A 21,631-nucleotide genomic window follows, 5' to 3' on the forward strand; every position below is an offset into this window, starting at 1 on the left:
GGGAAATCATCAACATCAACAACAGCTACTGGCTCCAACCACCAAAAAACATCGACCCCACCCAAACCCTCATCCTGCTCCCCAGCAGAACACCCGCCATCGCCGCCATCACGAAGAAGAAGAGAGCGAGCTGACCATGAAACTCCCCGAAGCCACACGCACGAGCGATCGAGGCTCCGCGCGAGATGCAGCGGGTGACACGAGATTTGGGCGCCGGAGGCACGTAGGGGCAGGCGTCAACAGCGATAGATAGGGGCTCAGGAACTCAGTCAGTGTCCCGACCGCGACAGCATTTTGGGGAGCGCCAGATCAGCCCAGCGCCGACTTCACGGAGTCCGTGAGCATCTGCGCGTCGCGGGCGGCGCCGAAGTACGGGGACGACGCGACGATCCAGTACTTGTCGGTGAAGATCTGCACGGTGCCGACTCCGCTGGCCGACGCGAATCCCTCGCCCGACGCGCGCAGCTGCGTGAGCGCGGCGCTCGACGGCTGGGCGACTCCGATGGTGATCCTCGAGCCATCCGTCGCCTGCACCCACGTGCACGCGACGCCACCGTTCGCGACCGCCGTCGCCGCGAGCGAGCCCGGCGCGGGTGCTTCCTCGACGAGCCCGAAGTTCGGATTGAACTCGTACATCGTCTCCGGCGACACCAGATCGACGCAGCTTGCCGCGATGGGAGTCCCCGGCGCGACGGGAGCTGCGGTGGCGGACGGTGACGCTGAGGACTCGGGGGACGCCGAAGGCGAGACGGACGGCGACACGGACGGCGACACGGAGGGCGACGGCGACGAACTCACCCCCGCGGACGCACGTGGCGACGGGGTTGGCGCATCATCGGCCGAGCACCCAGCAAAGCCAAGAGTCAGAACGCCCACGCCGACAAACGTCAACGCGAACCGGGAGACAACGACACCGCGCTTCAGTGACAAACCGACGACCTTTCTTCTGCAACTCTTCATGTCATCTTCACTCACAAGTACGCCGGGCCTGACCCTAGGCGCGCGGAGCGGCCGGGATAGAATCATCGATCGTGACCCCCGCTGAACTTTCCGCACTGCTTCTGACGTCCGCCACCGAGCTGCTGGCGCGCCGTTCCGGGCCGGATGCCCCCGTGATCACGGTCGCGGACATCTCGCTCGAACGCCCGAAAAACCGCGACCACGGCGACTGGTCGTCGAACATTGCGATGAAACTCGCCAAGGCTGTCGGCAGCTCGCCCCGGGACCTCGCGGCCGCGTTCGCGGAGGGCTTCCGCCTCATCGACGGCGTCGAGGCGGTTGACGTCGCCGGTCCCGGCTTCATCAACTTCACCCTGGATGCCGCCGCGGCCGGATCCCTCGCCAAGCGGATCGTTGAACTGGGCGACAAGTACGGCCACACCGACGCTCTGGCCGGCCAGACCATCAACCTCGAGTTCGTCTCCGCCAACCCCACCGGGCCGCTGCACATCGGTCACACCCGCTGGGCCGCCCTCGGCGACTCGATCGCCCGCGTTCTCACGGCATCCGGCGCCAAGGTCGCCACCGAGTTCTACATCAACGACGCCGGCGCGCAGATGGACAACTTCGGCGCCTCGATCCTCGCCGCCGCACGGGGGCTGCCGACGCCCGAGAACGGATACCCGGGCGCCTATATCGCCGAGCTCGCTGCCAAGGTGCTCGACGTGCAGCCCGACCTGCTCGATCTTCCTGACGACGAGGCTCTCGCCGACGCCCGGGAGCTCGGCTACCAGCTTCAGCTCGGCGAGATCCGCGCGTCGCTTGAACGGTTCAACGTGCACTTCGACGTCTGGTTCAGCGAGCGCACCCTGCACGCCGTCGACCCTTCCGCCGGGCATAGCCCCATCGATGACGCCATCGACCGCCTCCGCGCGCAAGGTCACGTCTTCGACGACGACGACGCGGTCTGGGTGCGCACCACCGACTTCGGCGACGACAAGGACCGCGTCATCCGCCGTGGCAACGGCATTTTCACCTACTTCGCCGCTGATGCCGCCTACTACCTGAGCAAGACCGACCGCGGTTACGAGCACAAGATCTACCTGCTCGGCGCCGACCACCACGGATATGTACACCGCCTCAAAGCCCTCGCCGGTGCCGCCGGCGACGACCCCGAGCGTGACATCGAGGTGCTCATCGGCCAGCTCGTCAGCATCAATGGCGCGCGCCTCTCGAAGCGCGCCGGCAACATCATCGAGCTCAACGACCTGCAGTCCTGGCTGGGGACGGATGCGCTGCGCTACTCGCTCGGACGCTATCCGGCCGACTCGCCGCTCACCCTCGACCCCGAGCTGCTCCGCAAGCGCACAAACGACAACCCCGTCTTCTACGTTCAATACGCGCACGCCCGCACCTTCTCGGTCGCGCGCAATGCGGCCGACTCGGGCGTGGACCGCAGCGTCTTCGACGCCTCCCTGCTTACCCACGAGACCGAGAGCGCGCTCCTCGGCCTGCTCGCGGAACTTCCCCGCATCGTCGCCCAGGCGGCCGAGCTGCGCGAGCCGCACCGCATCGCGCGGTATTGCGAGGAGCTCGCCGGCGCCTACCACCGCTGGTACGACAACTGCCGCGTCACCCCCCTCGGCGAGGAGCCCGTCGGCGACGTTCACCGCACCCGACTCTGGCTGAGCGACGCGACCGGAACGGTGCTGCGCAACGGCCTCGCGATGCTCGGCGTGAGCGCCCCGGACCGGATGTAGCGGGTGTCGTCCGACCCGTCGATGCGCGACACAGTGCCACTTAATCCGATTGGCACGGCGCCCTCGTCTGTGCGCACCGCACAGCGGGGCCGCCCACTTCTCCCGGCCGTCATCGGCGGCGTCGTCCTTCTGCTGATCGCCGTGCTGCTCGTGATCGCCGACAACACCGTGCGAACCGTCGTGCGCGACGCGATCGCGAGCGAGCTCGGCACAGCACTGCCGATCGAGCGCGGCAGCGACGTCGCAGTAGAGATCGGCGGGTTCTCGATGCTGGCCCAGCTCGCGGCCGGCCGCCTCGAACGGATCGAGGTGACCGCCGATGCTGTCGACTTCGGGCAGGTCTCCGGCGCCGCCGAGGCCGTCGCGACCGGGGTGCCGCTCGATCGCTCCCAACCCGCCGACTCGCTCACGATCGACTTCTACCTGCCAGAGGGCGAGCTGGTGAACCTGGCGGACAACCTGAGCGGCATCCCGCTCGACACGATCTCGATCGATGGCGACGAGATCCTCCTCGAAACCGAGGTGCGGGTGTTCGGAATCCCGATCCCGGTCTCGATCGGCATCGCCCCCGGCGCCGCCGACGGCCAGTTGACCTTCGACCCGAACAGCCTCAGCGTGAGCCAGGCGACCGTGACCGCCGAGCAGCTCCGCGGCGTGCTCGGTCCGGTCGCCGGTGCCGTGTTGCAGACCCGCTCGTTCTGCATCGCCGAGTTCCTGCCGGAGGCCTTCACCCTCAAGTCCGCAGACATCCGGCGTAATGAACTGGTCGTCCGGCTCGCCGCCGACCGTGTGATTCTCAGCGATGAGGCCCTCCAGCAAGTGGGCGCCTGCCCCGCTTGAACGCCTCCCAGCCACCCATTCGCTAGAATTCACACGGCCCGTAGCTCCGATCCGGGTTCGATCCCACCCCCACGTCACTCGCGAGGCACCCCTTTGGTCGACAACCCGCTCGCCCCGTCTTGGCTCGCCGAGCCTGACGACGCGAACGCGCTGGCTCCGACGGTCTGGTCGGTGGGAGCGCGCCGCGCGGCATCCGGCACAATCGAGGTCGCCGGCGTCGCGGCGACCGACCTCGCGGCGAGGTTCGGCACTCCTCTCTATGTCTGCGACGAGGCCGACGTTCGCGCACGCGCCGAGCGGGTCCGGGCCGCCTTCGACCGCGAATTCGCCCGCATCGGCTCGAGCGCGAAGGTCTACTACGCCGGCAAGGCGTTCTTGTCGACCGAGGTCGCCCGCTGGGTCACCGAGGCCGGGCTCAACATCGACGTGGCGAGCGGCGGCGAGTTCGCCGTCGCCATCGCGGCTGGAGTGGATGCTGCCCGCCTCGGCTTCCACGGCAACAACAAGTCACTCGCCGAGATCGAGCGCGCCGTCGCGGCCGGTGTCGGCGTGATCATCGTCGACAGCGTCATCGAAATCGAGCGGATCGCGGATGCTGCGGCCCGCCACCACACCGTGCAGCCGGTGCGACTGCGGGTCAACAGCGGGGTGCACGCGCACACCCACGAGTATCTGGCCACGGCGCGCGAAGACCAGAAGTTCGGCATTACGCTCACCGACGCGCCCAGCGCCGTCGCGGCGATCCGCTCGCACACGGGCCTGCGCTTCCTCGGCCTGCACTCGCACATCGGGTCGCAGATCTTCGAGTCAGACGGCTTCGCCGAGGCGGCCCGGAGGCTGCTCGCACTCCATGCCGAACTCCTCGACGGCGGCGACGTGCCCGAGCTCAACCTCGGCGGCGGATTCGGCATCGCCTACACGAGCGTCGACGAGGCCATGCCGATCGATCAGATCGCGACCACCTTTGCCGACATCGTTGCGGGGGAGTGTGCCCGTCTCGGCATCGCGGTTCCCGTCGTCGCGATCGAGCCGGGGCGCGCGATCGTCGGCCCGTCGACCTTTACCCTCTACGAGGTCGGCACCATCAAGGACGTGCTCGTCGACGGTTCGGCTGTGCGCAAGTACGTGAGCGTCGACGGCGGGATGAGCGACAACGCCCGCACCGCCCTCTACGGGGCCGACTACGCGGTGCGGATCGCGAACCGAATGTCGGCTGCCGCGCCCGCACTCGTGCGCGTCGTCGGCAAGCATTGCGAGAGCGGCGACATCGTCGTGAACGCCGACTACCTCCCGAGCGACGTCGCCCCGGGTGACCTGCTCGCTGTTCCCGCCACCGGCGCCTATTGCTGGTCGCTCTCGAGCAACTACAACTACCTCGGCCGTCCCGCCGTCGTCGCCGTGCGGGACGGGCAGGCCCGCGTGATCGTGCGCGGCGAGACCGAGGCCGACCTGCTTTCCCGCGATGCCGGCCTCGATTCGTTGGCCGCGCATCCGAACACCGCAACGAATGGAGTCGAATGATCGAGTACCGCAACCTCCGGGTCGCGCTCCTGGGCGCAGGATCGGTCGGTGCCCAGGTGGTATCGCTGCTCCTCCAGCACGGCGACGAGCTCGCCCAGCGCTCCGGCGCCGGCCTCGAGCTGGTGGGGGTCGCGGTGCGTGACATCGATGCCCCGCGCTCGGCCGAGATTCCCAAGCACCTGCTCACGACCGACGCCGAGGCGCTGATCGTCGGCGCGGACATCGTGATCGAGCTCATCGGAGGCCTCGAGCCCGCCCGCAGCTACATCCTGCAGGCGCTCAACTCCGGAGCCGACGTCATCACCGCCAACAAGGCGCTGCTCGCGACGCACGGACCGGAGCTGTTCGACGCCGCCGAGCAGGTCGGCGCCCAGTTGTACTACGAGGCCGCCGTCGCCGCGGCGATCCCGATCATCCGCCCGCTGCGCGACAGCCTTGCCGGCGACCGCATCCGCCGCATCATGGGCATCGTCAACGGCACCACGAACTTCATCCTTGACCGGATGGACACGGCAGGGGAGTCGCTCGAGGCGGCACTGAAGACCGCGACCGAGCTCGGCTACGCCGAGGCCGACCCGACCGCCGACATCGAGGGCTATGACGCCGCCCAGAAGGCCGCGATCCTCGCGAGCCTCGCGTTCCACACGAACGTGCCGATCGGCAAGGTGTACCGCGAGGGCATCACGTCCGTCACCCTCGAGCAGGTCGACGCGGCACGCAAGGCCGGCTACGTCGTCAAGCTGCTCGCGATCGCCGAGCGGCTCGTCGACAAGGAGACCGGCACCGAGGGCGTCAGCGCCAGGGTGTACCCCGCGCTCGTGCCCCGCACGCATCCGCTCGCGACCGTCCACGCGGCGAAGAACGCCGTGTTCATCGAGGCAGAGGCTGCGGGCGACCTGATGTTCTACGGCGCAGGCGCCGGCGGGATCGAGACAGCCTCCGCCGTGCTCGGCGACCTCGTCTCGGCGGCCAGGCGTCACGTCATCGGCGGCCCCGGACTCGCCGAGTCGACCGATGCCAACCTGCCGATCCTGCCCATCTCGAGCGTGACCACGAGGTACCAGATCTCGCTCAGCGTCGTAGACCAGCCCGGCGTGCTCGCGGCCGTCGCGACGCTATTCAGCACCCACGGCGTCTCAATCGAGACCGTCGAGCAGACCGTGGCGCAGCCCGATCCGCTCACCGGCGAGATGGCGGGCATGCCCGGCGCTACCCTTGTAATCGGAACGCACGAGGCGTCCGAGTCCGACCTGTCCGCCACCGTTCTCGCCCTCGGCGAGAGCAGTGTCGTGAGTTCTGTCACATCCGTTCTGAGAGTTGAGGGTTCCGAGTAATGTCCAACACTGAGAAGGCCACCAGTCGGCAGTGGCGCGGAGTGCTGCGCGAGTATGCCGACCGTCTCGACATCACCGACGCCACGCCGATCATCACCCTCGGCGAGGGCGGCACCCCGCTGATCCCCGCGCCGGCCCTGTCGGCCCGCACCGGGGCCAAGGTCTGGGTCAAGTACGAGGGAATGAACCCGACGGGTTCGTTCAAGGACCGCGGCATGACGATGGCGATCTCCAAGGCCGTCGAGCACGGGGCGAAGGCGGTCATCTGCGCCTCGACCGGCAATACCTCCGCGGCGGCCGCCGCCTACGCGACCCACGCCGGCATCACGTCGGTCGTGCTCGTGCCCGAAGGCAAGATCGCCATGGGCAAGCTCAGCCAGGCCGTCGCGCACAACGCGGAGATCCTGCAGGTGCAGGGCAACTTCGACGACTGCCTCGAGATCGCCCGCGACCTCGCCGACAACTACCCCGTGCACCTGGTCAACTCGGTCAACCCCGACCGCATCGCCGGCCAGAAGACCGCCGCGTTCGAGGTCGTCGAGGTGCTCGGCGACGCGCCCGACTTCCACATCGTGCCCGTCGGCAACGCCGGCAACTACACCGCCTACTTCCGCGGCTACAGCGAGGACCTCGCGCGCGGCGCATCCACCAGGCTCCCGCGCATGTTCGGGTTCCAGGCGGCCGGAAGCGCGCCGCTCGTGCTCGGCCACATCGTCAAGAACCCCGACACGATCGCGAGCGCCATCCGCATCGGAAACCCCGCTTCGTGGAAGTTCGCCCTCGAGGCGCATGAAACGAGCAACGGCTACTTCGGGGCCATCTCCGACAAGCTCATCCTCGAGGCGCACCGCATCCTCTCGGCCGAGGTCGGAATCTTCGTCGAACCGGCGTCCGCGATCAGCGTCGCCGGCCTGCTCGAGCGCTCCGATGCCGGCGAGATCCCGCGTGGCGCAACCGTGGTGCTCACGGTCACCGGCCACGGCCTCAAAGACCCACAGTGGGCCCTCCGCCGCGCGGACGGAACCGACGTTCAGCCCACGAGCGTTCCCGTCGACACCGCCGAGATCGCCAATGTGCTGGGGCTGCAGAAGGTCCCTGCGTGACACTGGGGCTCGCGCCCATTCCGGTCGGGCGCGCTGTTCAGGTCAAGGTTCCGGCGACAACCGCGAACCTCGGGCCGGGTTTCGACACGCTCGGCCTGGCCCTCTCGCTCTACGACAACCTCACCGTGACGGTGCGCGACGCACGCGGCGCGAGCGTCGAGGTCATCGGTGTCGGCGCGGGGGAGGTGCCGACGGATGAGAGCAACCTCGTGGTTACGGCAATCCGCCATACCTTCGCCGAGTACGGCTACGCGCTTCCGGGGCTCGACCTCGTCGCGCGCAACGCGATCCCGCACGGGCGCGGCCTCGGATCCTCCGGCGCCGCGATCGTCTCGGGCGTCATGGCGGCGAAGGGGCTCCTCGACGGCTTCGTCGACATCGACTCCAACGCGCTCCTCGCGATCGCGACCGGGCTCGAGGGGCACCCCGACAACGTCGCTCCCGCGCTGTTCGGCGGGCTCACCATCGCGTGGACGTCGGATGACACCCCGCAGCACAAGAAGCTGATGGTGCACCGGGGCGTGTCCCCGCTCATCTGCGTGCCGGAGAGCACGATGTCGACGGAGCTCGCCCGCAGCCTGCGCCCGGCATCCGTTCCCCACGAGGACGCGATCTTCAACGTCTCCCGCTCGGCGCTGCTGATCGCGGCACTGATCCAGAGCCCGGAACTGCTGCTCGACGCGACGGAGGACAAGCTCCACCAGAGCTACCGCGCCGCGGCCATGCCGGGCACCGAGTCGCTCATCACCGAACTGCGCTCACACGGCCTCGCGGCCGTGGTCTCGGGCGCTGGACCGTCGATCCTCGTGCTGTGCAGCGATCCTGCGCAGCGGCTCGAGGCCGCCGAGTTGGTCGCGAAACACACCGCGACTCACTGGCAGACGCTCATGCTGGCCGTCGACTTCAAAGGTGCTACAGTGATTCCGCACCCGGTGGAAGCGTTGGTCTAGCCAACGGCACTGACCTAATCCGCAGTGTGGCCTTGTCCGCATTTCGGATTCACGTCACTCCGCCCGGCGCAATCTCAACTAGCACTCGCTAATCGCAGACATCTCCTGCGCAACCCGCCCAGAACTGCGAATACGCGATCAATTTCCCCCCGGCAATCTTGTGCACGGGGCGAAAGGAACCTACTCAGTGACTGACGTCAACGTCCGTGCTTCCCTGAGCGCACTGCGCCTTCCGGAGCTCCAAGCTCTCGCGGCCAGCCTCGGCATCAGCGGAATATCCAAACTACGTAAAGGAGAGCTCGTGGATTCGATCACCGAGATCCAGAACACCACCGGAGCAGAGCCGACCGGCGACAGCGCCGCGGTGACCGAAGAAGGCAGTGCCGCCGCCGAGGCGTCCGTTGTCGAGGCGCCCGCCGCGTCTGAGCCGGCTGCAGCTGAGCCGGCTGCAGCTGAGCCGGCTGCAGCTGAGCCGGCCCCAGCCCGCAAGCGCGCACCGCGCCGCGCCAGTGCAGCCGCAGGCGTGATCACCGCGCCGCAGGCGATCGTGGCAGAGAAGACGCCCGAGGCCGCTTCGGCGCCGGTCGCCGCCCCGACGGCGGAGGCCACCGCTCCCGCCGGCGACTTCGTCGCGACCGCGTTCGACCCAGAGTCCGCCATCATCGACGAGGCAACCGCGGCCGAGACCCCCGACCCGGTGCCTGCGAAGGCCCACGTCAACCGCGGCCGCTCGCGCCGCGCCACCTCCGCCGGCGACGCGCCGCAGCAGGTCGCTGCCGACGCCGATGCCGACACCGCCGTCGAGGCTGTCGAACCCGCCCCGGCGACCGCCCGCAACTCGCGCAGCCGCAACGCCCGCAGCAAAGCGACCCGCGACGCCGCAGCCGACACCACGACCACCGAGGGCGCGTCTGACGCAGTCTCCGTTGACGCGCCGACCGACTCGGCCGCGGCCGATGCGCCGACCGACTCGGCCTCGGCCGACTCCGGCGACGAGAACCAGGCTCCGCAGCGCGGCTCGCGCAACCGCAACCGCAACCGCGGTGGCGGAGAGAACCGCCAGCAGGACACCCGTCAGGACACCCGCCAGCAGGATGGCCAGGACGACGAAGACCAGGGCGATTCCCGCCCGTCTGGCCGTGGTCGCAATAACCGCCGTGGCGACTCCAACGCGCAGCAGGACAACCGCCAGCAGGATGGCCGCCAGGACAATCGCCAGGACAACCGTCAGCAGGACGGTCAGGACGACGAAGACCAGGGCGACTCCCGCTCGTCTGGCCGTGGTCGCAATAGCCGCCGTGGCGACTCCAACGCGCAGCAGGACAACCGCCAGCAGGACAACCGCCAGCAGGATGGCCGCCAGGACAACCGCCAGCAGGATGGCCGCCAGGACAACCGCCAGCAGGATGGCCGCCAGGACAACCGCCAGCAGCAGGACAACCGTGGCGAAGACCGCAGCGAGCGCCAGATGCAGGCGGATGCCGAGGGCGACCGCAGCGGACGCAACCGCTATCGCGACCGCAAGCGCCGCGGACCGGGCGCCGGCGATGACTTCGAGCCGGAGATCTCCGACGACGATGTGCTGATCCCCGTCGCCGGAATCCTCGACGTGCTCGACAACTACGCCTTCGTGCGCACGAGCGGCTACCTGCCCGGCAACAACGACGTCTACGTCTCGCTCGGCCAGGTCAAGAAGTACAACCTGCGCAAGGGCGACGCCGTCGTCGGAGCGATCCGCCAGCCGCGCGAGAACGAGAACACCGGTCGCCAGAAGTACAACGCGATCGTCAAGATCGACTCGATCAACGGGCTTCCGGTCGAGCAGGCCGCCGACCGAGTCGAGTTCGGCAAACTCACCCCGCTCTACCCGCAGGAGCGCCTGCGCCTGGAGACCGAGCCCAACAAGCTCACCACGCGCATCATCGACCTCGTCGCCCCGATCGGAAAGGGCCAGCGCGGCCTGATCGTCTCCCCGCCCAAGGCAGGGAAGACGCTCGTGCTGCAGGCCATCGCGAACGCCATCGCGAAGAACAACCCCGAGGTTCACCTCATGGTCGTTCTCGTCGACGAGCGTCCGGAAGAGGTCACCGACATGCAGCGCACGGTCAAGGGCGAGGTCATCGCCTCGACCTTCGATCGTCCCGCCGAGGACCACACGACCGTCGCCGAGCTCGCGATCGAGCGTGCCAAGCGTCTCGTCGAGCTCGGTCACGACGTTGTCGTGCTGCTGGATTCGATCACCCGCCTCGGCCGCGCGTACAACCTCGCAGCCCCGGCATCCGGTCGCATCCTCTCCGGTGGCGTCGACTCGTCGGCGCTCTACCCGCCGAAGCGCTTCTTCGGAGCCGCCCGCAACATCGAAGACGGCGGTTCGCTGACGATCCTCGCCACGGCACTCGTCGAGACCGGATCCAAGATGGACGAAGTCATCTTCGAGGAGTTCAAGGGCACCGGCAACATGGAGTTGCGCCTCTCGCGGCACCTGGCCGACAAGCGCATCTTCCCCGCGGTCGACGTCAACGCCTCCGGCACCCGCCGCGAGGAGATGCTCATGGGCGTCGACGAGACGAAGATCAACTGGAAGCTGCGCCGCGCCCTCGCCGGCCTCGACACCCAGCAGGCGCTCGAGCTCGTGCTGACCCGCCTGAAGGACACCAAGAGCAACGTGGAGTTCCTCATGCAGGTGCAGAAGTCGATGCCGTCCTCAGCGGGAACAGACAAGGACTAAGTCATGTTCGAGTCAGTTGAAACCCTGCTGACCGAGCATGACGAGCTTCAGGAGCAGCTTGCTGACCCGGCTCTGCACTCGGATCCGGCCAGGTCGAAGAAGGTGAACCGGCGCTACGCGGAGCTCGCGCGAATCATCGCGGCGTACCGGGAGTGGCAGCAGCTGAACGACGACCTCGACGCGGCCACCGAAATGGCCGAAGAGGACGCGTCGTTCGCTGCCGAGGTTCCTGGCATCAGGGTGGAGCTGGATGCCGCGGCCGAGAAGCTTCGTCGCCTGCTCATCCCGCGCGACCCGCTTGATGCGCGCGACGTGATCATGGAGATCAAGATGGGGGAGGGCGGCGCCGAGTCGGCGCTGTTCGCCGCCGACCTCCTGCGCATGTACCTGCACTACGCGGAGTCCAAGCGCTGGAAGACCGAGATCATCGAACAGACCTCGAGCGACCTCGGCGGCATCAAGGACATTCAGCTCGCGATCAAGGGGTCCTCGTCCGACCCCGCCGAGGGGGTCTGGGCGCACCTCAAGTACGAGGGCGGGGTGCACCGCGTGCAGCGGGTGCCCGCGACCGAGTCGCAGGGGCGCATCCACACCTCGGCGGCCGGTGTGCTCGTCTTCCCCGAGGTCGACGAGCCCGAAGAGGTCGAGATCAGCCAGAACGACCTCAAGATCGACGTCTACCGGTCGAGCGGCCCCGGCGGGCAGTCGGTCAATACGACCGACTCCGCCGTGCGGATCACCCACCTTCCGACCGGCATCGTCGTCGCGATGCAGAATGAGAAGAGCCAGCTGCAGAACAAGGAGGCCGGAATGCGCGTGCTGCGCGCCCGGGTCCTCGCCCGCCAGCAGGAGGAGCTCGACGCCGAGGCGTCGCTGGTGCGCAAGAGCCAGATCCGCACCATGGACCGGTCCGAGCGCATCCGCACCTACAACTTCCCGGAAAACCGCATCGCCGATCACCGCACCGGCTACAAGGCCTACAACCTCGACGCCGTGATGAACGGGGCTCTCGAGCCGGTCGTCGAGTCGTGCATCCACGCCGACGAGGAAGCCAGGCTCGCCGACCTCGGCGACCAGTCCTGACCAGGCCGGGAACCGCGATGACGGATGCGAGCGCGCCCGTGCCGAGCGACGTCTCCGCGCTGCGCGCGGGCGCGATCGATGCGCTCGGCCTGGCCGGCATCGAGAGCCCCGACGTCGACGCCGAACTGCTCATCGGGCACGTGCTCGGGCTCAGCCGCGGGCAGGTGCAGGCGAAAGCGATCACCGGATCGCCGGTCTCGGGCGCCGATGCAGCGGAGATCGCCGGCGCCGTCGAGCGGCGCGCCGGCCGCGAGCCGCTCCAGCACATCACCGGCACCGCGCCGTTCCGTTCGATCGAGCTCTCGGTCGGGCCCGGGGTGTTCGTGCCGAGGCCGGAGACCGAGACCGTGGCCCAGTACGCCATCGACGCGCTCGGCGCCGTCGCCGGTGGTGCCCCCATCGGAGTCGACCTCGGCACCGGCAGCGGCGCGATCGCCCTCGCGATGGCGACCGAGGTCCCGCACGCGATGGTGCACGCGGTCGAGAACTCGGCCGACGCGTTCATTTGGGCCACGCGCAATTTCGAGCGGGTCGGGGGAGAAAACGCGCGACTGGTATTCGGCGACCTCGCCAGCGCATTCCCGGAGCTCGACGGCCTCGTCGACGTCGTCATCTCGAACCCGCCGTACATTCCGCTCGGCGCCATCCCGCGCGACCCCGAGGTGCGGCTGTTCGACCCCGAGCACGCCCTCTACGGAGGCGCGGACGGGCTGGATGTCGTGCGTTCGGTGTCCACGACCGCCCGCCGCCTGCTGCATGACGGCGGCACCCTCGTGATCGAGCACGGCGAGCTGCAGGGCGCCGCGATCTCGGCGCTGCTCGCCTCCGACGGCTGGAACGCCATCGCGACCCACCGGGACCTGCTCGGTCGCGACCGCGCCACGACGGCGCTGCGCTAGCCGCCGCTCAGGCTCGTGCGAGCGCGAACTCCTCGATCGCCCGCAGCATCCGCTCTCCGCTCGAGAAGTGATGTGCCGTGATTCCGATCGAGGCGGCGCCCTCGACGTTCTCGAGCATGTCGTCGGCGAAGAATGCCTGCTCAGCGGACACATCGTACTTCTGGAGCACCCGCGCAAAGACCGTCGGGTCCGGCTTCCGCGCGCCATAGTGGCTTGTCGTGAGCAGGTGGTCGCCGAACAGGTCGGTGAGTTCGGGCGCGAGCGCTGCGAGATGCTCGCCCGCGAGCGCGTTGTTGTTGGTGAGGAGCGTGATCTGCCCGAGCTCGGATGCCCGCCGCACCGCCGCGATCGAGTCGGGCCAGGGCGTCATCGCCCCGCCGCGAAGGCGCACCCACTCGCTCACGTCGACCTCGCATCCGACGGCGACCTCGAAGGCAGCCAGGTATTCGCGCCCGGTGCTGAAGACACCGGCTTCCGCTGCCCGCTCCCCGGTATCGTGCCACCAGCGGCGGCGCAGCTCGTCGAAGCTGAGGCCGGTCAGTTCGGCCATGCCGCGCATCCGTTCGCGCCAGTCGTAGGAGTACAGCACGTCGTCCATGTCGAAGATGAACAGCAGGCCCGTGTCGATCTCGGCACGGACTGGAACCCCCCGCGGTGGCCGCGATTGGGCGTCGGGGGAGGATGTGATCACGATGGTGCAAGCCTAGACGCTGGGCGCTCGGGCATGGCCGCTACGATGGGGGACGACATGGCGACGATTTTCGACTGCTCGGACAGCTCCGGGCTCCTCACGGGCATGCGCCTCGCGAGGGCTGCCATCGGCCGCGGCGAGCTCGTGGTCTTTCCGACCGACACCGTGTATGGAATCGCTGCCGACGCGTTCAACCCCGTCGCGGTGCAGCGCCTGCTCGATGCCAAGGGTCGCACCAGGCAGGCGCCGCCTCCCGTGCTCATCCCCGGGATCCCGACGCTCGATGCCCTCGCCGAAGAGGTGCCCGATGAGGTACGGGCCCTGGTGCAGACATTTTGGCCGGGCGGTCTCACCGTGATCCTTCCCGCCCGCAGCTCTCTCCAGTGGGACCTCGGCGAGACCGGCGGCACCGTCGCGCTCCGGATGCCAGCGAACGGGCTCGCCCTCGAGCTGCTCTCCGAGACCGGTCCGCTCGCCGTCTCCTCGGCGAACCTCTCGGGGGAGCCGGCCGCGATGACGGTTGCCGAGGCGGAGCGGATGCTGGGATCGAGCGTCTCCGTCTACCTCGACGGTGGCGAGACCGGCTCCGACTACAGCGAGTTCGCCGCGGCCGGAACCGGCTCCACCATCATCGACGCGACCGGGCTGCTACGCCCCGGAGGCGAGCTCAAGGTCGTTCGTGCCGGGGTCATTCCGGCGGAGGCGATCTACGCTGCGATTGCCGAGTCGAAGGTGGCGGCGGATGCTGCGGCTGGTGATAGTGACGACGAGGCAGCCGACGCTGTCGACCCCGACGACAATGTCGACCCCGACGACCCCGGCCCGCGCCCCTCGTGAGCATCACTTACTACGTGCTCGCCGCCGGCATCGCCGCCGTCATCACACTCACCCTCTCGGTCATCATCCTCAAGATCAGCCAGCGCTACCAGCTGTACTCCTCATCGATCCGCGACCGCGACGTGCACACCAGCCCGACGCCGCGGCTCGGCGGCGTCGCGATGTTCCTCGGCATCGTCACCGCCTTCTGGGTCTCCTCGCAGACCGCCCAGTTCTCGCTCATTTTCGCCGACCCCGGCCGCGTCGTGGCGATCCTCGGCGCGGCACTCATCATCGTGCTGATCGGCGTCGCGGACGACCTGTGGGACCTCGACTGGATGACCAAGCTCGCCGGCCAGATGATCGCCGCCGGAATCCTCGTCTGGCAGGGGGTGCAGCTGCTCACCATCCCGATCGGCGGAGTGACGGTGGTGCCACCCGTCCTCGGACTCATCCTCACCGTGGTCGCCGTCGTTCTCGTGATGAATGCCGTCAACTTCATCGACGGCCTCGACGGCCTCGTCGCCGGCGTCGTGCTCATCGCCAACATCGTGTTCTTCATCTACAGCTTCATCATCACCGACCGCACCTACCAGTCGGAGTTCTTCAATCTCGCGTCGCTGATCAGCGCGATCCTCATCGGCGCCTGCATCGGGTTTCTGCCGGTCAACTGGCATCCCGCGAAGATGTTCATGGGTGACTCCGGCGCGCTGCTGGTCGGGCTGCTGATGGCGGCATCCGCTGTCTCGGTCACCGGCCAGGTCGATACCGGCTCGGCGATCTCCGGCCGCCAGCTGCTGCCCGCCTTCATCCCGATCCTGCTCCCGCTCGCCGTGCTCGTCGTGCCCCTGCTCGACTTCGGGCTTGCGGTGTTCCGACGGCTGCGCGCCGGTAAATCGCCATTCAGCGCCGACCGAAAACACCTGCACCACCGTCTGCTCGACATGGGTCACAGCCACTTCCACGCCGTGCTGATCTTCTACGCGTGGACCGCGGTCGTGGCCGTCGGGTTCCTCATGTTCCTCTTCGTGCCGCCGTGGTGGGCGGTAGCGTTCATCGTCGTCGGCTTGTTCATCTGCTCGTGGATCACCCTGGCACCGCTCACCGGGCGCAAGGCTGTCGAGGCGGCCGTTCAGCGCGCCAGTGCCAGCCAGACCCTCGAGACCCACGGCAACCGCTACGACCCGCTCGACGCGGCATCCATCGACATGCCCGACGACGAGCACATCCCGGCCGAGAACGCCGCAGATCAAGCGGCGATCCTCGCGGCCCTCGCCAGAAAGGAACGACAATGAGCGCCATCCCCATCCTCCGGAGGGCGCTGGTCCTCGGCGGCATCTTCGCGCTCGTGCTCGCGATTGTCGGCGCCCTCGTGGGCTTTCTCGTCGCCGGCGGCATCGGCGTCGTCTCCGCCCTGATCGGCGCGGCGATGGCCTTCGTATTCCTCGGCATCACGGCCATGAGCATCCTGCTCGCGAGCCGCTACGACGTGCTGGCGTTCTTCGGAATCGTCATGGGCGCCTGGCTACTGAAATTCATCCTGTTCCTCGTCCTCGCCGTCGCGCTGCGCGATCAGGCCTTCATCGACCAGACCGTGATGTTCGTCACCCTCGTTGTCGGCGTCGTGGGAACCCTGGTCGTCGACATGGTCGTCGTCTCACGCTCCCGGTTGCCGTACGTGAGCGACATCAGGCTTCCGGGTGACCCCCCGCAGCGGCCACACGCCGACTAACGATTGGTCAGTCGTGGTGGTCTATTGCTAGAGTCATAACGAACAAACTCCCCCTTTTCTGTGCCGCGTGAGTTCACGCCCCGAGCTTGGAGATGGCGCTGCTACTCAACGCTCTCACTTCCGTCCTCCCCCTTGCCACTGATGGCGAAAGCGAAGAGGGAGTATTCGTCGGTCCTTCGATCGCCGAATTCTTCCCCGAAGCAGTCCTGTTCGTCGGCACTCCGTTCGAGATGAACCGGATCATGATGATCCGCATCGTGGTTCTGCTCTCGCTCATGCTGTTCTTCTACCTCGCGACCAGGCGGATGTCTCTCATCCCGACCCGCGCGCAGTCGATCGCCGAGCTCGGCCTCGGACTCGTCCGCGTCAACATCGCCGAAGACCTGCTGGGCAAGAAAGACGCAGCGCGATTCCTGCCACTGCTCACGACGTTCTTCTTCCTGATCCTCGGAATGAACATCACCGGGATCGTGCCCGCGATGAACATCGCGGGAACGTCGGTCATCGGCATTCCGCTGCTGCTGGCGGTCGTCGCCTACGTCGTATTCATCTACGCGGGGCTCAAGAAGCACCCGGCGGCGTTCCTGCGCAACTCGCTCTTCCCGCCCGGCGTGCCGTGGCCGCTGTACATCATCGTGACCCCGATCGAGTTCGTGTCGACCTTCGTGCTCCGGCCGATCACCCTCACGCTCCGATTGCTCATGAACATGATCGTCGGCCACCTTCTCCTCGTCCTCTTCTTCTTGGCCACGTCGTTCTTCTTCTTCGAAGTCGACGGGGTCGCGAAGCTGTTCGGCGTGGGGACGCTCGCATTCGGGTTTGTCTTCACGCTCTTCGAAATCTTGGTCGCCGTGCTGCAGGCGTACGTTTTCACCCTGCTGACCACTGTCTACATCCAGCTCGCGCTGGCAGACGAGCACTAACTAACTCGACCGGGGCAAATGCCCCAGTCGTTCATCACGGAAGGAATCACCACGTGGACGCATCAACCGTCGTAGCTGAGCTCAGCGGAAACATCGCGACCGTAGGCTACGGCCTCGCCGCAATCGGACCCGCCATCGGCGTAGGAATCGTCGTCGGAAAGACGATCGAGTCCGTCGCCCGCCAGCCGGAACTGCAGGGTCGCCTCACGGTGCTCATGTATATCGGTATCGCCTTCACCGAGGCACTGGCATTCATCGGTATCGCCACGTACTTCATCTTCGTCTAAGGACCGCGCATGTCTTCCGCAACATTCTCAGTGGTAGTGGCCGAGGAGGCTTTCAATCCTCTGCTGCCCGCGCTCCCGGACCTCGTCTGGGCTGCGGTGTGTTTCGTCGTGCTTCTGGCGTTCTTCTGGTGGAAGGTTCTGCCGACCGTCACGAAGGGTCTGGACGCGCGTGCCGAAGCCATCGAGGGCGGCATCAAGAAGGCGGAGAACGCCCAGGCGGAGGCCGCGGCTGCCCTGCAGCAGTACAACGAGCAGCTCGCTGAGGCTCGTGCCGAGGCAGGACGCATCCGCGAGGCGGCGCGCGCCGACGGCGTGAAGATCCTGAACGACCTCAAGACGCAGGCATCGATCGAGGCAGCTCGCATCACCGCGAACGCATCCGCGCAGATCGAGGCGGAGCGCCAGAGTGCGCTTGTGTCGCTGCGTGCTGAGGTCGGCTCGCTCGCGATCGACCTCGCTTCCGGAGTGATCGGAGAGAGCCTCACGGACGACAAGCGGTCCGCCGCACTGGTTGACCGGTTCCTCGCCGAGCTCGAAGCCGCCGACGTGAAGTCGGCTGGCGCGACCGAAAAGGTGAGCAGGTAACCGTGGGTTCTGCGTCCAGACAAGCGCTGTCGTCCTCGAGGGCGGAGCTTTCCGCACTCGGCGGCACGGTCGATCTGGCCACTGCCGAGCAGCTCTTCGCTGCCGCCCGTGCGATTGGTGGTTCGCTGCAGTTGCGTGCGATCCTCGCCGACGCGTCGACTTCTCCCGAGGTGAAGAGGTCCGCGATCACCGCGGTCTTCGGCGCCTCCTTCGGTCCAACGGCACTGGAAATCCTGGCCTCGGCTGCGAGCAAGCGGTGGTCCTCCGACGACGACCTGCTCAGTGGCATTGAAGAGCTCGGCATTCGTGCCGCGGCGGATTCCGCTGCGCCGGGAGTGAGCGTCGAGAGCGAGCTGTTCGCGTTCGGCCGAGCGGTGAGCTCGGACGACGAGCTGGAACTCGCCGTCGGCAGCAAGCTCGGCGCCACCGCATCGAAGGTCACCCTCGTGGAGACCCTGCTCGAGAAGAAGGTGTCCGCTCAGACGCTCGCGATCGTGCGGCAGCTCGTGCAGCAGCCGCGCGGGCGTCGTATCGGCGCGCTCGTGCGCTACGCGGCATCCGTCGTCGCCGACCAGTCCGGCCTCGCGGTCGCGACGGTCACGAGCGCGAAGCCGATCGCGGCCGACCAGCTCGTTCGTCTTCAAAAGGGCCTTTCGGCCAGCTACGGCAAGGAACTGCGCATCAATGTGGTCATCGACCCCGCCGTCATCGGTGGGATCCGGGTGCAGGTGGGAGACGACGTCATCGACGGCAGCGTCTCCTCTCGCATCAAGGACCTGAGACTTCAGCTCGCGGGCTGACAACCGGGATTGCCGCGAGGCGAGCCCACCAGAAGTATTCGGGACGGAAGACCGTCCCGCCAGCAGACAGGAAGAACGATGGCAGAAGTAACGATCAGCCCCGATGAGATCCGCGACGCCCTCAAGGACTTCGTCAAGGCCTACGACCCGAGCCGGGCATCGACGACCGAGGTCGGCTACGTCACGGATGCCGGAGATGGAATCGCCCACGTCGAGGGGCTCCCCGGCGTCATGGCGAACGAGCTCATCAAGTTCGCCGACGGCACCCTCGGGCTCGCCCAGAACCTCGACGAGAACGAGATCGGCGTCGTCGTCCTCGGAGAGTTCACCGGAATCGAGGAGGGCATGGAGGTCACTCGCACGGGTGAGGTCCTGTCCGTGCCCGTCGGAGACGGCTACCTCGGTCGCGTCGTCGACCCTCTCGGCGAGCCCATGGACGGCCTCGGCGAGATCGCCTCGGAGGGACGTCGTGCCCTCGAGCTCCAGGCGCCCGGCGTCATGCAGCGTAAGAGCGTGCACGAACCCATGCAGACCGGAATCAAGGCAATCGACGCCATGATCCCGATCGGTCGCGGCCAGCGCCAGCTCATCATCGGCGACCGCCAGACCGGCAAGACGGCCATCGCGCTCGACACGATCATCAACCAGAAGGCCAACTGGGAGTCCGGCGACGTCAACAAGCAGGTCCGCTGCATCTACGTCGCCATCGGCCAGAAGGGCTCCACGATCGCCGGCATCAAGGCCGCGCTCGAGGATGCCGGAGCAATGGAGTACACGACGATCGTCGCGAGCCCCGCGTCCGACCCCGCCGGCTTCAAGTACCTCGCCCCGTACACCGGCTCGGCCATCGGCCAGCACTGGATGTACGCCGGCAAGCACGTCCTGATCATCTTCGACGACCTGTCCAAGCAGGCCGAGGCCTACCGTGCCGTGTCGCTGCTGCTGCGCCGCCCGCCGGGACGCGAGGCGTACCCCGGTGACGTGTTCTACCTGCACTCGCGCCTGCTGGAGCGTTGCGCGAAGCTGTCCGACGAGCTCGGCGCCGGCTCGATGACGGGACTCCCGATCATCGAGACCAAGGCGAACGACGTCTCGGCGTACATCCCCACCAACGTGATCTCGATCACGGACGGCCAGATCTTCCTGCAGTCCGACCTCTTCAACGCCAACCAGCGCCCCGCGGTCGACGTGGGTATCTCGGTTTCGCGAGTTGGCGGCGACGCGCAGGTGAAGTCGATCAAGAAGGTCTCCGGAACGCTCAAGCTCGAGCTGGCCCAGTACCGCTCACTCGAGGCGTTCGCGATGTTCGCGTCCGACCTCGACCCGGCCAGCCGTCGCCAGCTCGCCCGGGGTGCACGCCTCACCGAGCTGCTGCGCCAGCCGCAGTACTCGCCGTACCCCGTCGAGGAGCAGGTCGTTTCGATCTGGGCCGGAACGAACGGCAAGCTCGACGAGGTGCCCGTTCCCGATATCCTGCGGTTCGAGCGCGAACTTCTCGACTTCCTGGGCCGGAACACCGACATCCTGACGACGCTGCGTGAGTCGAACGTGCTCTCCGACGACACGGTCAGTGCGCTGACGGAGGAGATCGACAAGTTCAAGCTCGAGTTCCAGACGGGCGAGGGCAGGCCGCTCGCATCCGTTGGGCGCGAGGTGTTCGAGGAGCTCCCGGAAGAAGAGGTCAACCAGGAGAAGATCGTCAAGGGTCGCCGCTGATATGGGATCGCAAGTCCGCGTCTACCGGCAGAAGATCAAATCTGCCCAGACGACCAAGAAGATCACGAAGGCCATGGAGCTCATCTCCGCTTCGCGTATCCAGAAGGCGCAGCAGCGAGTAGCGGCCTCCGGCCCCTACTCGCGCGCTGTGACCCGTGCGGTCTCGGCGGTCGCGACGTTCTCGAACGTCGACCACGTGCTCACGACAGAGCCGGAGGTCATCGAACGCGCCGCGATCGTGATCTTCTCCTCCGACCGCGGTCTTGCGGGAGCGTTCAACTCCAACGTGCTGCGGGAGGCGGAGGAACTCGCGACCCTCCTGCGCCACCAGGGCAAGGACGTCGTCTACTACCTTGTCGGTCGCAAGTCCGTCGGCTATTTCAAGTTCCGCAAGCGTGACGCGGAGCGGGAGTGGACCGGTGGGACCGACAACCCCGAGTTCACGACGGCGCAGGAGATCGGCGATGCTGTCGTCTCCCGCTTCCTTCAGCCCGCGAGCGAGGGCGGCGTGGACGAGATCCACATCGTCTACAACCGCTTCGTGAGCATGATGGTGCAGGTGCCGGAGGTCGTGCGACTGCTTCCCCTCGAGGTTGTCGAAGGAGTCGAAGCGCCCGATGACAACGAGCCCCTTCCGCTGTACGAATTCGAGCCGGATGCCGGCGATGTGCTCGACGCGCTCCTGCCCGTGTACATCGAGAGCCGGATCTTCAACGCGATGCTGCAGTCCGCTGCCGCGAAGCACGCCGCGACACAGAAGGCGATGAAATCGGCCAGCGACAACGCGGACAAGCTCATCACCACCTACACCCGGTTGGCGAACAATGCTCGCCAGTCCGAGATCACCCAGCAGATTTCCGAGATCGTGGGCGGCGCAGACGCCCTCGCCTCGGCCAAGAAGTAGACAGAACGAGAAGAGAGAAG

Annotated in this window: 21 protein-coding genes; 19 read left to right on the top strand and 2 right to left on the bottom strand. The window is 67.4% G+C overall.

From position 1 onward, the window contains the following. Nucleotides 1-309: 309 nt before the first annotated feature. The gene (locus tag ABIB15_RS13200) at nt 310-636 is read right to left on the bottom strand and encodes a hypothetical protein (protein ID WP_354479472.1); all 327 of its coding nucleotides are present in this window, start codon (nt 634-636) and stop codon (nt 310-312) included. Between ABIB15_RS13200 and ABIB15_RS13205 the strand changes: the two genes are divergently transcribed. The 10 genes from ABIB15_RS13205 (at nt 623) to prmC (ending at nt 13,157) form a co-directional block, all read left to right on the top strand. Then, entirely contained in the window at nt 623-1,045 is a 423-nt protein-coding gene (locus ABIB15_RS13205) for a hypothetical protein (RefSeq protein ID WP_354479475.1), read from the top strand. The genes ABIB15_RS13200 and ABIB15_RS13205 overlap by 14 nt on opposite strands. Further along, nucleotides 1,032-2,699 (top strand): arginine--tRNA ligase, encoded by a 1,668-nt coding sequence (locus ABIB15_RS13210; RefSeq protein ID WP_502908979.1) that lies wholly within the window; start codon nt 1,032-1,034, stop codon nt 2,697-2,699. The genes ABIB15_RS13205 and ABIB15_RS13210 overlap by 14 nt, the downstream gene beginning before the upstream one ends. A gap of 69 nt (nt 2,700-2,768) precedes the next feature. Next, nucleotides 2,769-3,539: an LmeA family phospholipid-binding protein gene (locus ABIB15_RS13215; RefSeq protein WP_354479478.1), complete on the top strand. Its 771-nt coding sequence runs from the start codon at nt 2,769-2,771 to the stop codon at nt 3,537-3,539. 93 nt (nt 3,540-3,632) lie between these two features. Beyond that, nucleotides 3,633-5,060, top strand: a complete 1,428-nt coding sequence (lysA, locus tag ABIB15_RS13220) for a diaminopimelate decarboxylase (protein ID WP_354479481.1) — start codon at nt 3,633-3,635, stop codon at nt 5,058-5,060. Continuing rightward, nucleotides 5,057-6,394, top strand: a complete 1,338-nt coding sequence (locus ABIB15_RS13225) for a homoserine dehydrogenase (RefSeq protein WP_354479484.1) — start codon at nt 5,057-5,059, stop codon at nt 6,392-6,394. The genes lysA and ABIB15_RS13225 overlap by 4 nt, the downstream gene beginning before the upstream one ends. Next, nucleotides 6,394-7,497 (top strand): threonine synthase, encoded by a 1,104-nt coding sequence (gene thrC / locus ABIB15_RS13230; protein ID WP_354479487.1) that lies wholly within the window; start codon nt 6,394-6,396, stop codon nt 7,495-7,497. The genes ABIB15_RS13225 and thrC overlap by 1 nt, the downstream gene beginning before the upstream one ends. Continuing rightward, nucleotides 7,494-8,447, top strand: a complete 954-nt coding sequence (gene thrB, locus ABIB15_RS13235) for a homoserine kinase (protein ID WP_354479490.1) — start codon at nt 7,494-7,496, stop codon at nt 8,445-8,447. Before thrC ends, thrB begins: the two co-directional genes overlap by 4 nt. A gap of 187 nt (nt 8,448-8,634) precedes the next feature. Continuing rightward, nucleotides 8,635-11,175 (top strand): transcription termination factor Rho, encoded by a 2,541-nt coding sequence (rho, locus tag ABIB15_RS13240; protein ID WP_354479493.1) that lies wholly within the window; start codon nt 8,635-8,637, stop codon nt 11,173-11,175. Nucleotides 11,176-11,178: 3 nt separating this feature from the next. Beyond that, on the top strand, nt 11,179-12,258 hold the full coding sequence (gene prfA, locus ABIB15_RS13245) for a peptide chain release factor 1 (RefSeq protein ID WP_354479496.1): 1,080 nt from the start codon (nt 11,179-11,181) through the stop codon (nt 12,256-12,258). A gap of 17 nt (nt 12,259-12,275) precedes the next feature. After that, complete coding sequence (gene prmC / locus ABIB15_RS13250) at nt 12,276-13,157, top strand: peptide chain release factor N(5)-glutamine methyltransferase (protein ID WP_354479499.1); 882 nt, start codon at nt 12,276-12,278, stop codon at nt 13,155-13,157. Nucleotides 13,158-13,164: 7 nt separating this feature from the next. Here the strand turns inward: prmC and ABIB15_RS13255 are convergent, their stop codons facing one another. Beyond that, complete coding sequence (locus tag ABIB15_RS13255; RefSeq protein WP_354479502.1) at nt 13,165-13,848, bottom strand: HAD family hydrolase; 684 nt, start codon at nt 13,846-13,848, stop codon at nt 13,165-13,167. 57 nt (nt 13,849-13,905) lie between these two features. Between ABIB15_RS13255 and ABIB15_RS13260 the strand changes: the two genes are divergently transcribed. The 9 genes from ABIB15_RS13260 (at nt 13,906) to ABIB15_RS13300 (ending at nt 21,611) form a co-directional block, all read left to right on the top strand. Further along, nucleotides 13,906-14,685 (top strand): L-threonylcarbamoyladenylate synthase, encoded by a 780-nt coding sequence (locus ABIB15_RS13260; protein ID WP_354479583.1) that lies wholly within the window; start codon nt 13,906-13,908, stop codon nt 14,683-14,685. Then, a complete protein-coding gene (locus ABIB15_RS13265; RefSeq protein WP_502908980.1) occupies nt 14,682-15,959 on the top strand; it encodes an MraY family glycosyltransferase in 1,278 nt (425 codons plus the stop codon). Before ABIB15_RS13260 ends, ABIB15_RS13265 begins: the two co-directional genes overlap by 4 nt. Continuing rightward, a complete protein-coding gene (locus tag ABIB15_RS13270; RefSeq protein ID WP_354479505.1) occupies nt 15,956-16,396 on the top strand; it encodes a Cg1360 family ATP-synthase-associated protein in 441 nt (146 codons plus the stop codon). The genes ABIB15_RS13265 and ABIB15_RS13270 overlap by 4 nt, the downstream gene beginning before the upstream one ends. A gap of 92 nt (nt 16,397-16,488) precedes the next feature. Further along, nucleotides 16,489-17,319, top strand: a complete 831-nt coding sequence (gene atpB / locus ABIB15_RS13275; RefSeq protein WP_354479507.1) for a F0F1 ATP synthase subunit A — start codon at nt 16,489-16,491, stop codon at nt 17,317-17,319. A 53-nt stretch (nt 17,320-17,372) separates the two neighbouring features. Then, a complete protein-coding gene (gene atpE, locus ABIB15_RS13280; RefSeq protein ID WP_354479510.1) occupies nt 17,373-17,606 on the top strand; it encodes an ATP synthase F0 subunit C in 234 nt (77 codons plus the stop codon). Between the two features lie 9 nt (nt 17,607-17,615). Then, nucleotides 17,616-18,191, top strand: coding sequence for a F0F1 ATP synthase subunit B (locus tag ABIB15_RS13285; protein ID WP_354479513.1), 576 nt, complete (start codon nt 17,616-17,618; stop codon nt 18,189-18,191). A 2-nt stretch (nt 18,192-18,193) separates the two neighbouring features. Next, nucleotides 18,194-18,991: a F0F1 ATP synthase subunit delta gene (locus tag ABIB15_RS13290; protein ID WP_354479516.1), complete on the top strand. Its 798-nt coding sequence runs from the start codon at nt 18,194-18,196 to the stop codon at nt 18,989-18,991. Nucleotides 18,992-19,069: 78 nt separating this feature from the next. Continuing rightward, nucleotides 19,070-20,707, top strand: a complete 1,638-nt coding sequence (gene atpA, locus ABIB15_RS13295; protein ID WP_354479518.1) for a F0F1 ATP synthase subunit alpha — start codon at nt 19,070-19,072, stop codon at nt 20,705-20,707. 1 nt (nt 20,708) lies between these two features. After that, complete coding sequence (locus ABIB15_RS13300; protein WP_354479520.1) at nt 20,709-21,611, top strand: F0F1 ATP synthase subunit gamma; 903 nt, start codon at nt 20,709-20,711, stop codon at nt 21,609-21,611. Nucleotides 21,612-21,631: the final 20 nt, after the last annotated feature.

Origin of the sequence: Marisediminicola sp. UYEF4, assembly GCF_040546025.1 — a bacterium.
Classification (GTDB): Bacteria; Actinomycetota; Actinomycetes; order Actinomycetales; family Microbacteriaceae; genus Marisediminicola.

What these genes read in the sequence shown, in the direction of transcription:
- ABIB15_RS13225 (WP_354479484.1), top strand. Translation starts at nt 5,057, where the DNA reads ATGATCGAGTACCGCAACCTCCGGGTCGCGCTCCTGGGCGCAGGATCG.
- ABIB15_RS13285 (WP_354479513.1), top strand. Translation starts at nt 17,616, where the DNA reads ATGTCTTCCGCAACATTCTCAGTGGTAGTGGCCGAGGAGGCTTTCAAT.
- ABIB15_RS13260 (WP_354479583.1), top strand. Translation starts at nt 13,906, where the DNA reads ATGGCGACGATTTTCGACTGCTCGGACAGCTCCGGGCTCCTCACGGGC.
- ABIB15_RS13200 (WP_354479472.1), bottom strand. Translation starts at nt 636, where the DNA reads ATGTACGAGTTCAATCCGAACTTCGGGCTCGTCGAGGAAGCACCCGCG.
- ABIB15_RS13300 (WP_354479520.1), top strand. Translation starts at nt 20,709, where the DNA reads ATGGGATCGCAAGTCCGCGTCTACCGGCAGAAGATCAAATCTGCCCAG.
- atpB (WP_354479507.1), top strand. Translation starts at nt 16,489, where the DNA reads ATGGCGCTGCTACTCAACGCTCTCACTTCCGTCCTCCCCCTTGCCACT.
- thrC (WP_354479487.1), top strand. Translation starts at nt 6,394, where the DNA reads ATGTCCAACACTGAGAAGGCCACCAGTCGGCAGTGGCGCGGAGTGCTG.
- ABIB15_RS13270 (WP_354479505.1), top strand. Translation starts at nt 15,956, where the DNA reads ATGAGCGCCATCCCCATCCTCCGGAGGGCGCTGGTCCTCGGCGGCATC.
- prfA (WP_354479496.1), top strand. Translation starts at nt 11,179, where the DNA reads ATGTTCGAGTCAGTTGAAACCCTGCTGACCGAGCATGACGAGCTTCAG.
- prmC (WP_354479499.1), top strand. Translation starts at nt 12,276, where the DNA reads ATGACGGATGCGAGCGCGCCCGTGCCGAGCGACGTCTCCGCGCTGCGC.
- atpA (WP_354479518.1), top strand. Translation starts at nt 19,070, where the DNA reads ATGGCAGAAGTAACGATCAGCCCCGATGAGATCCGCGACGCCCTCAAG.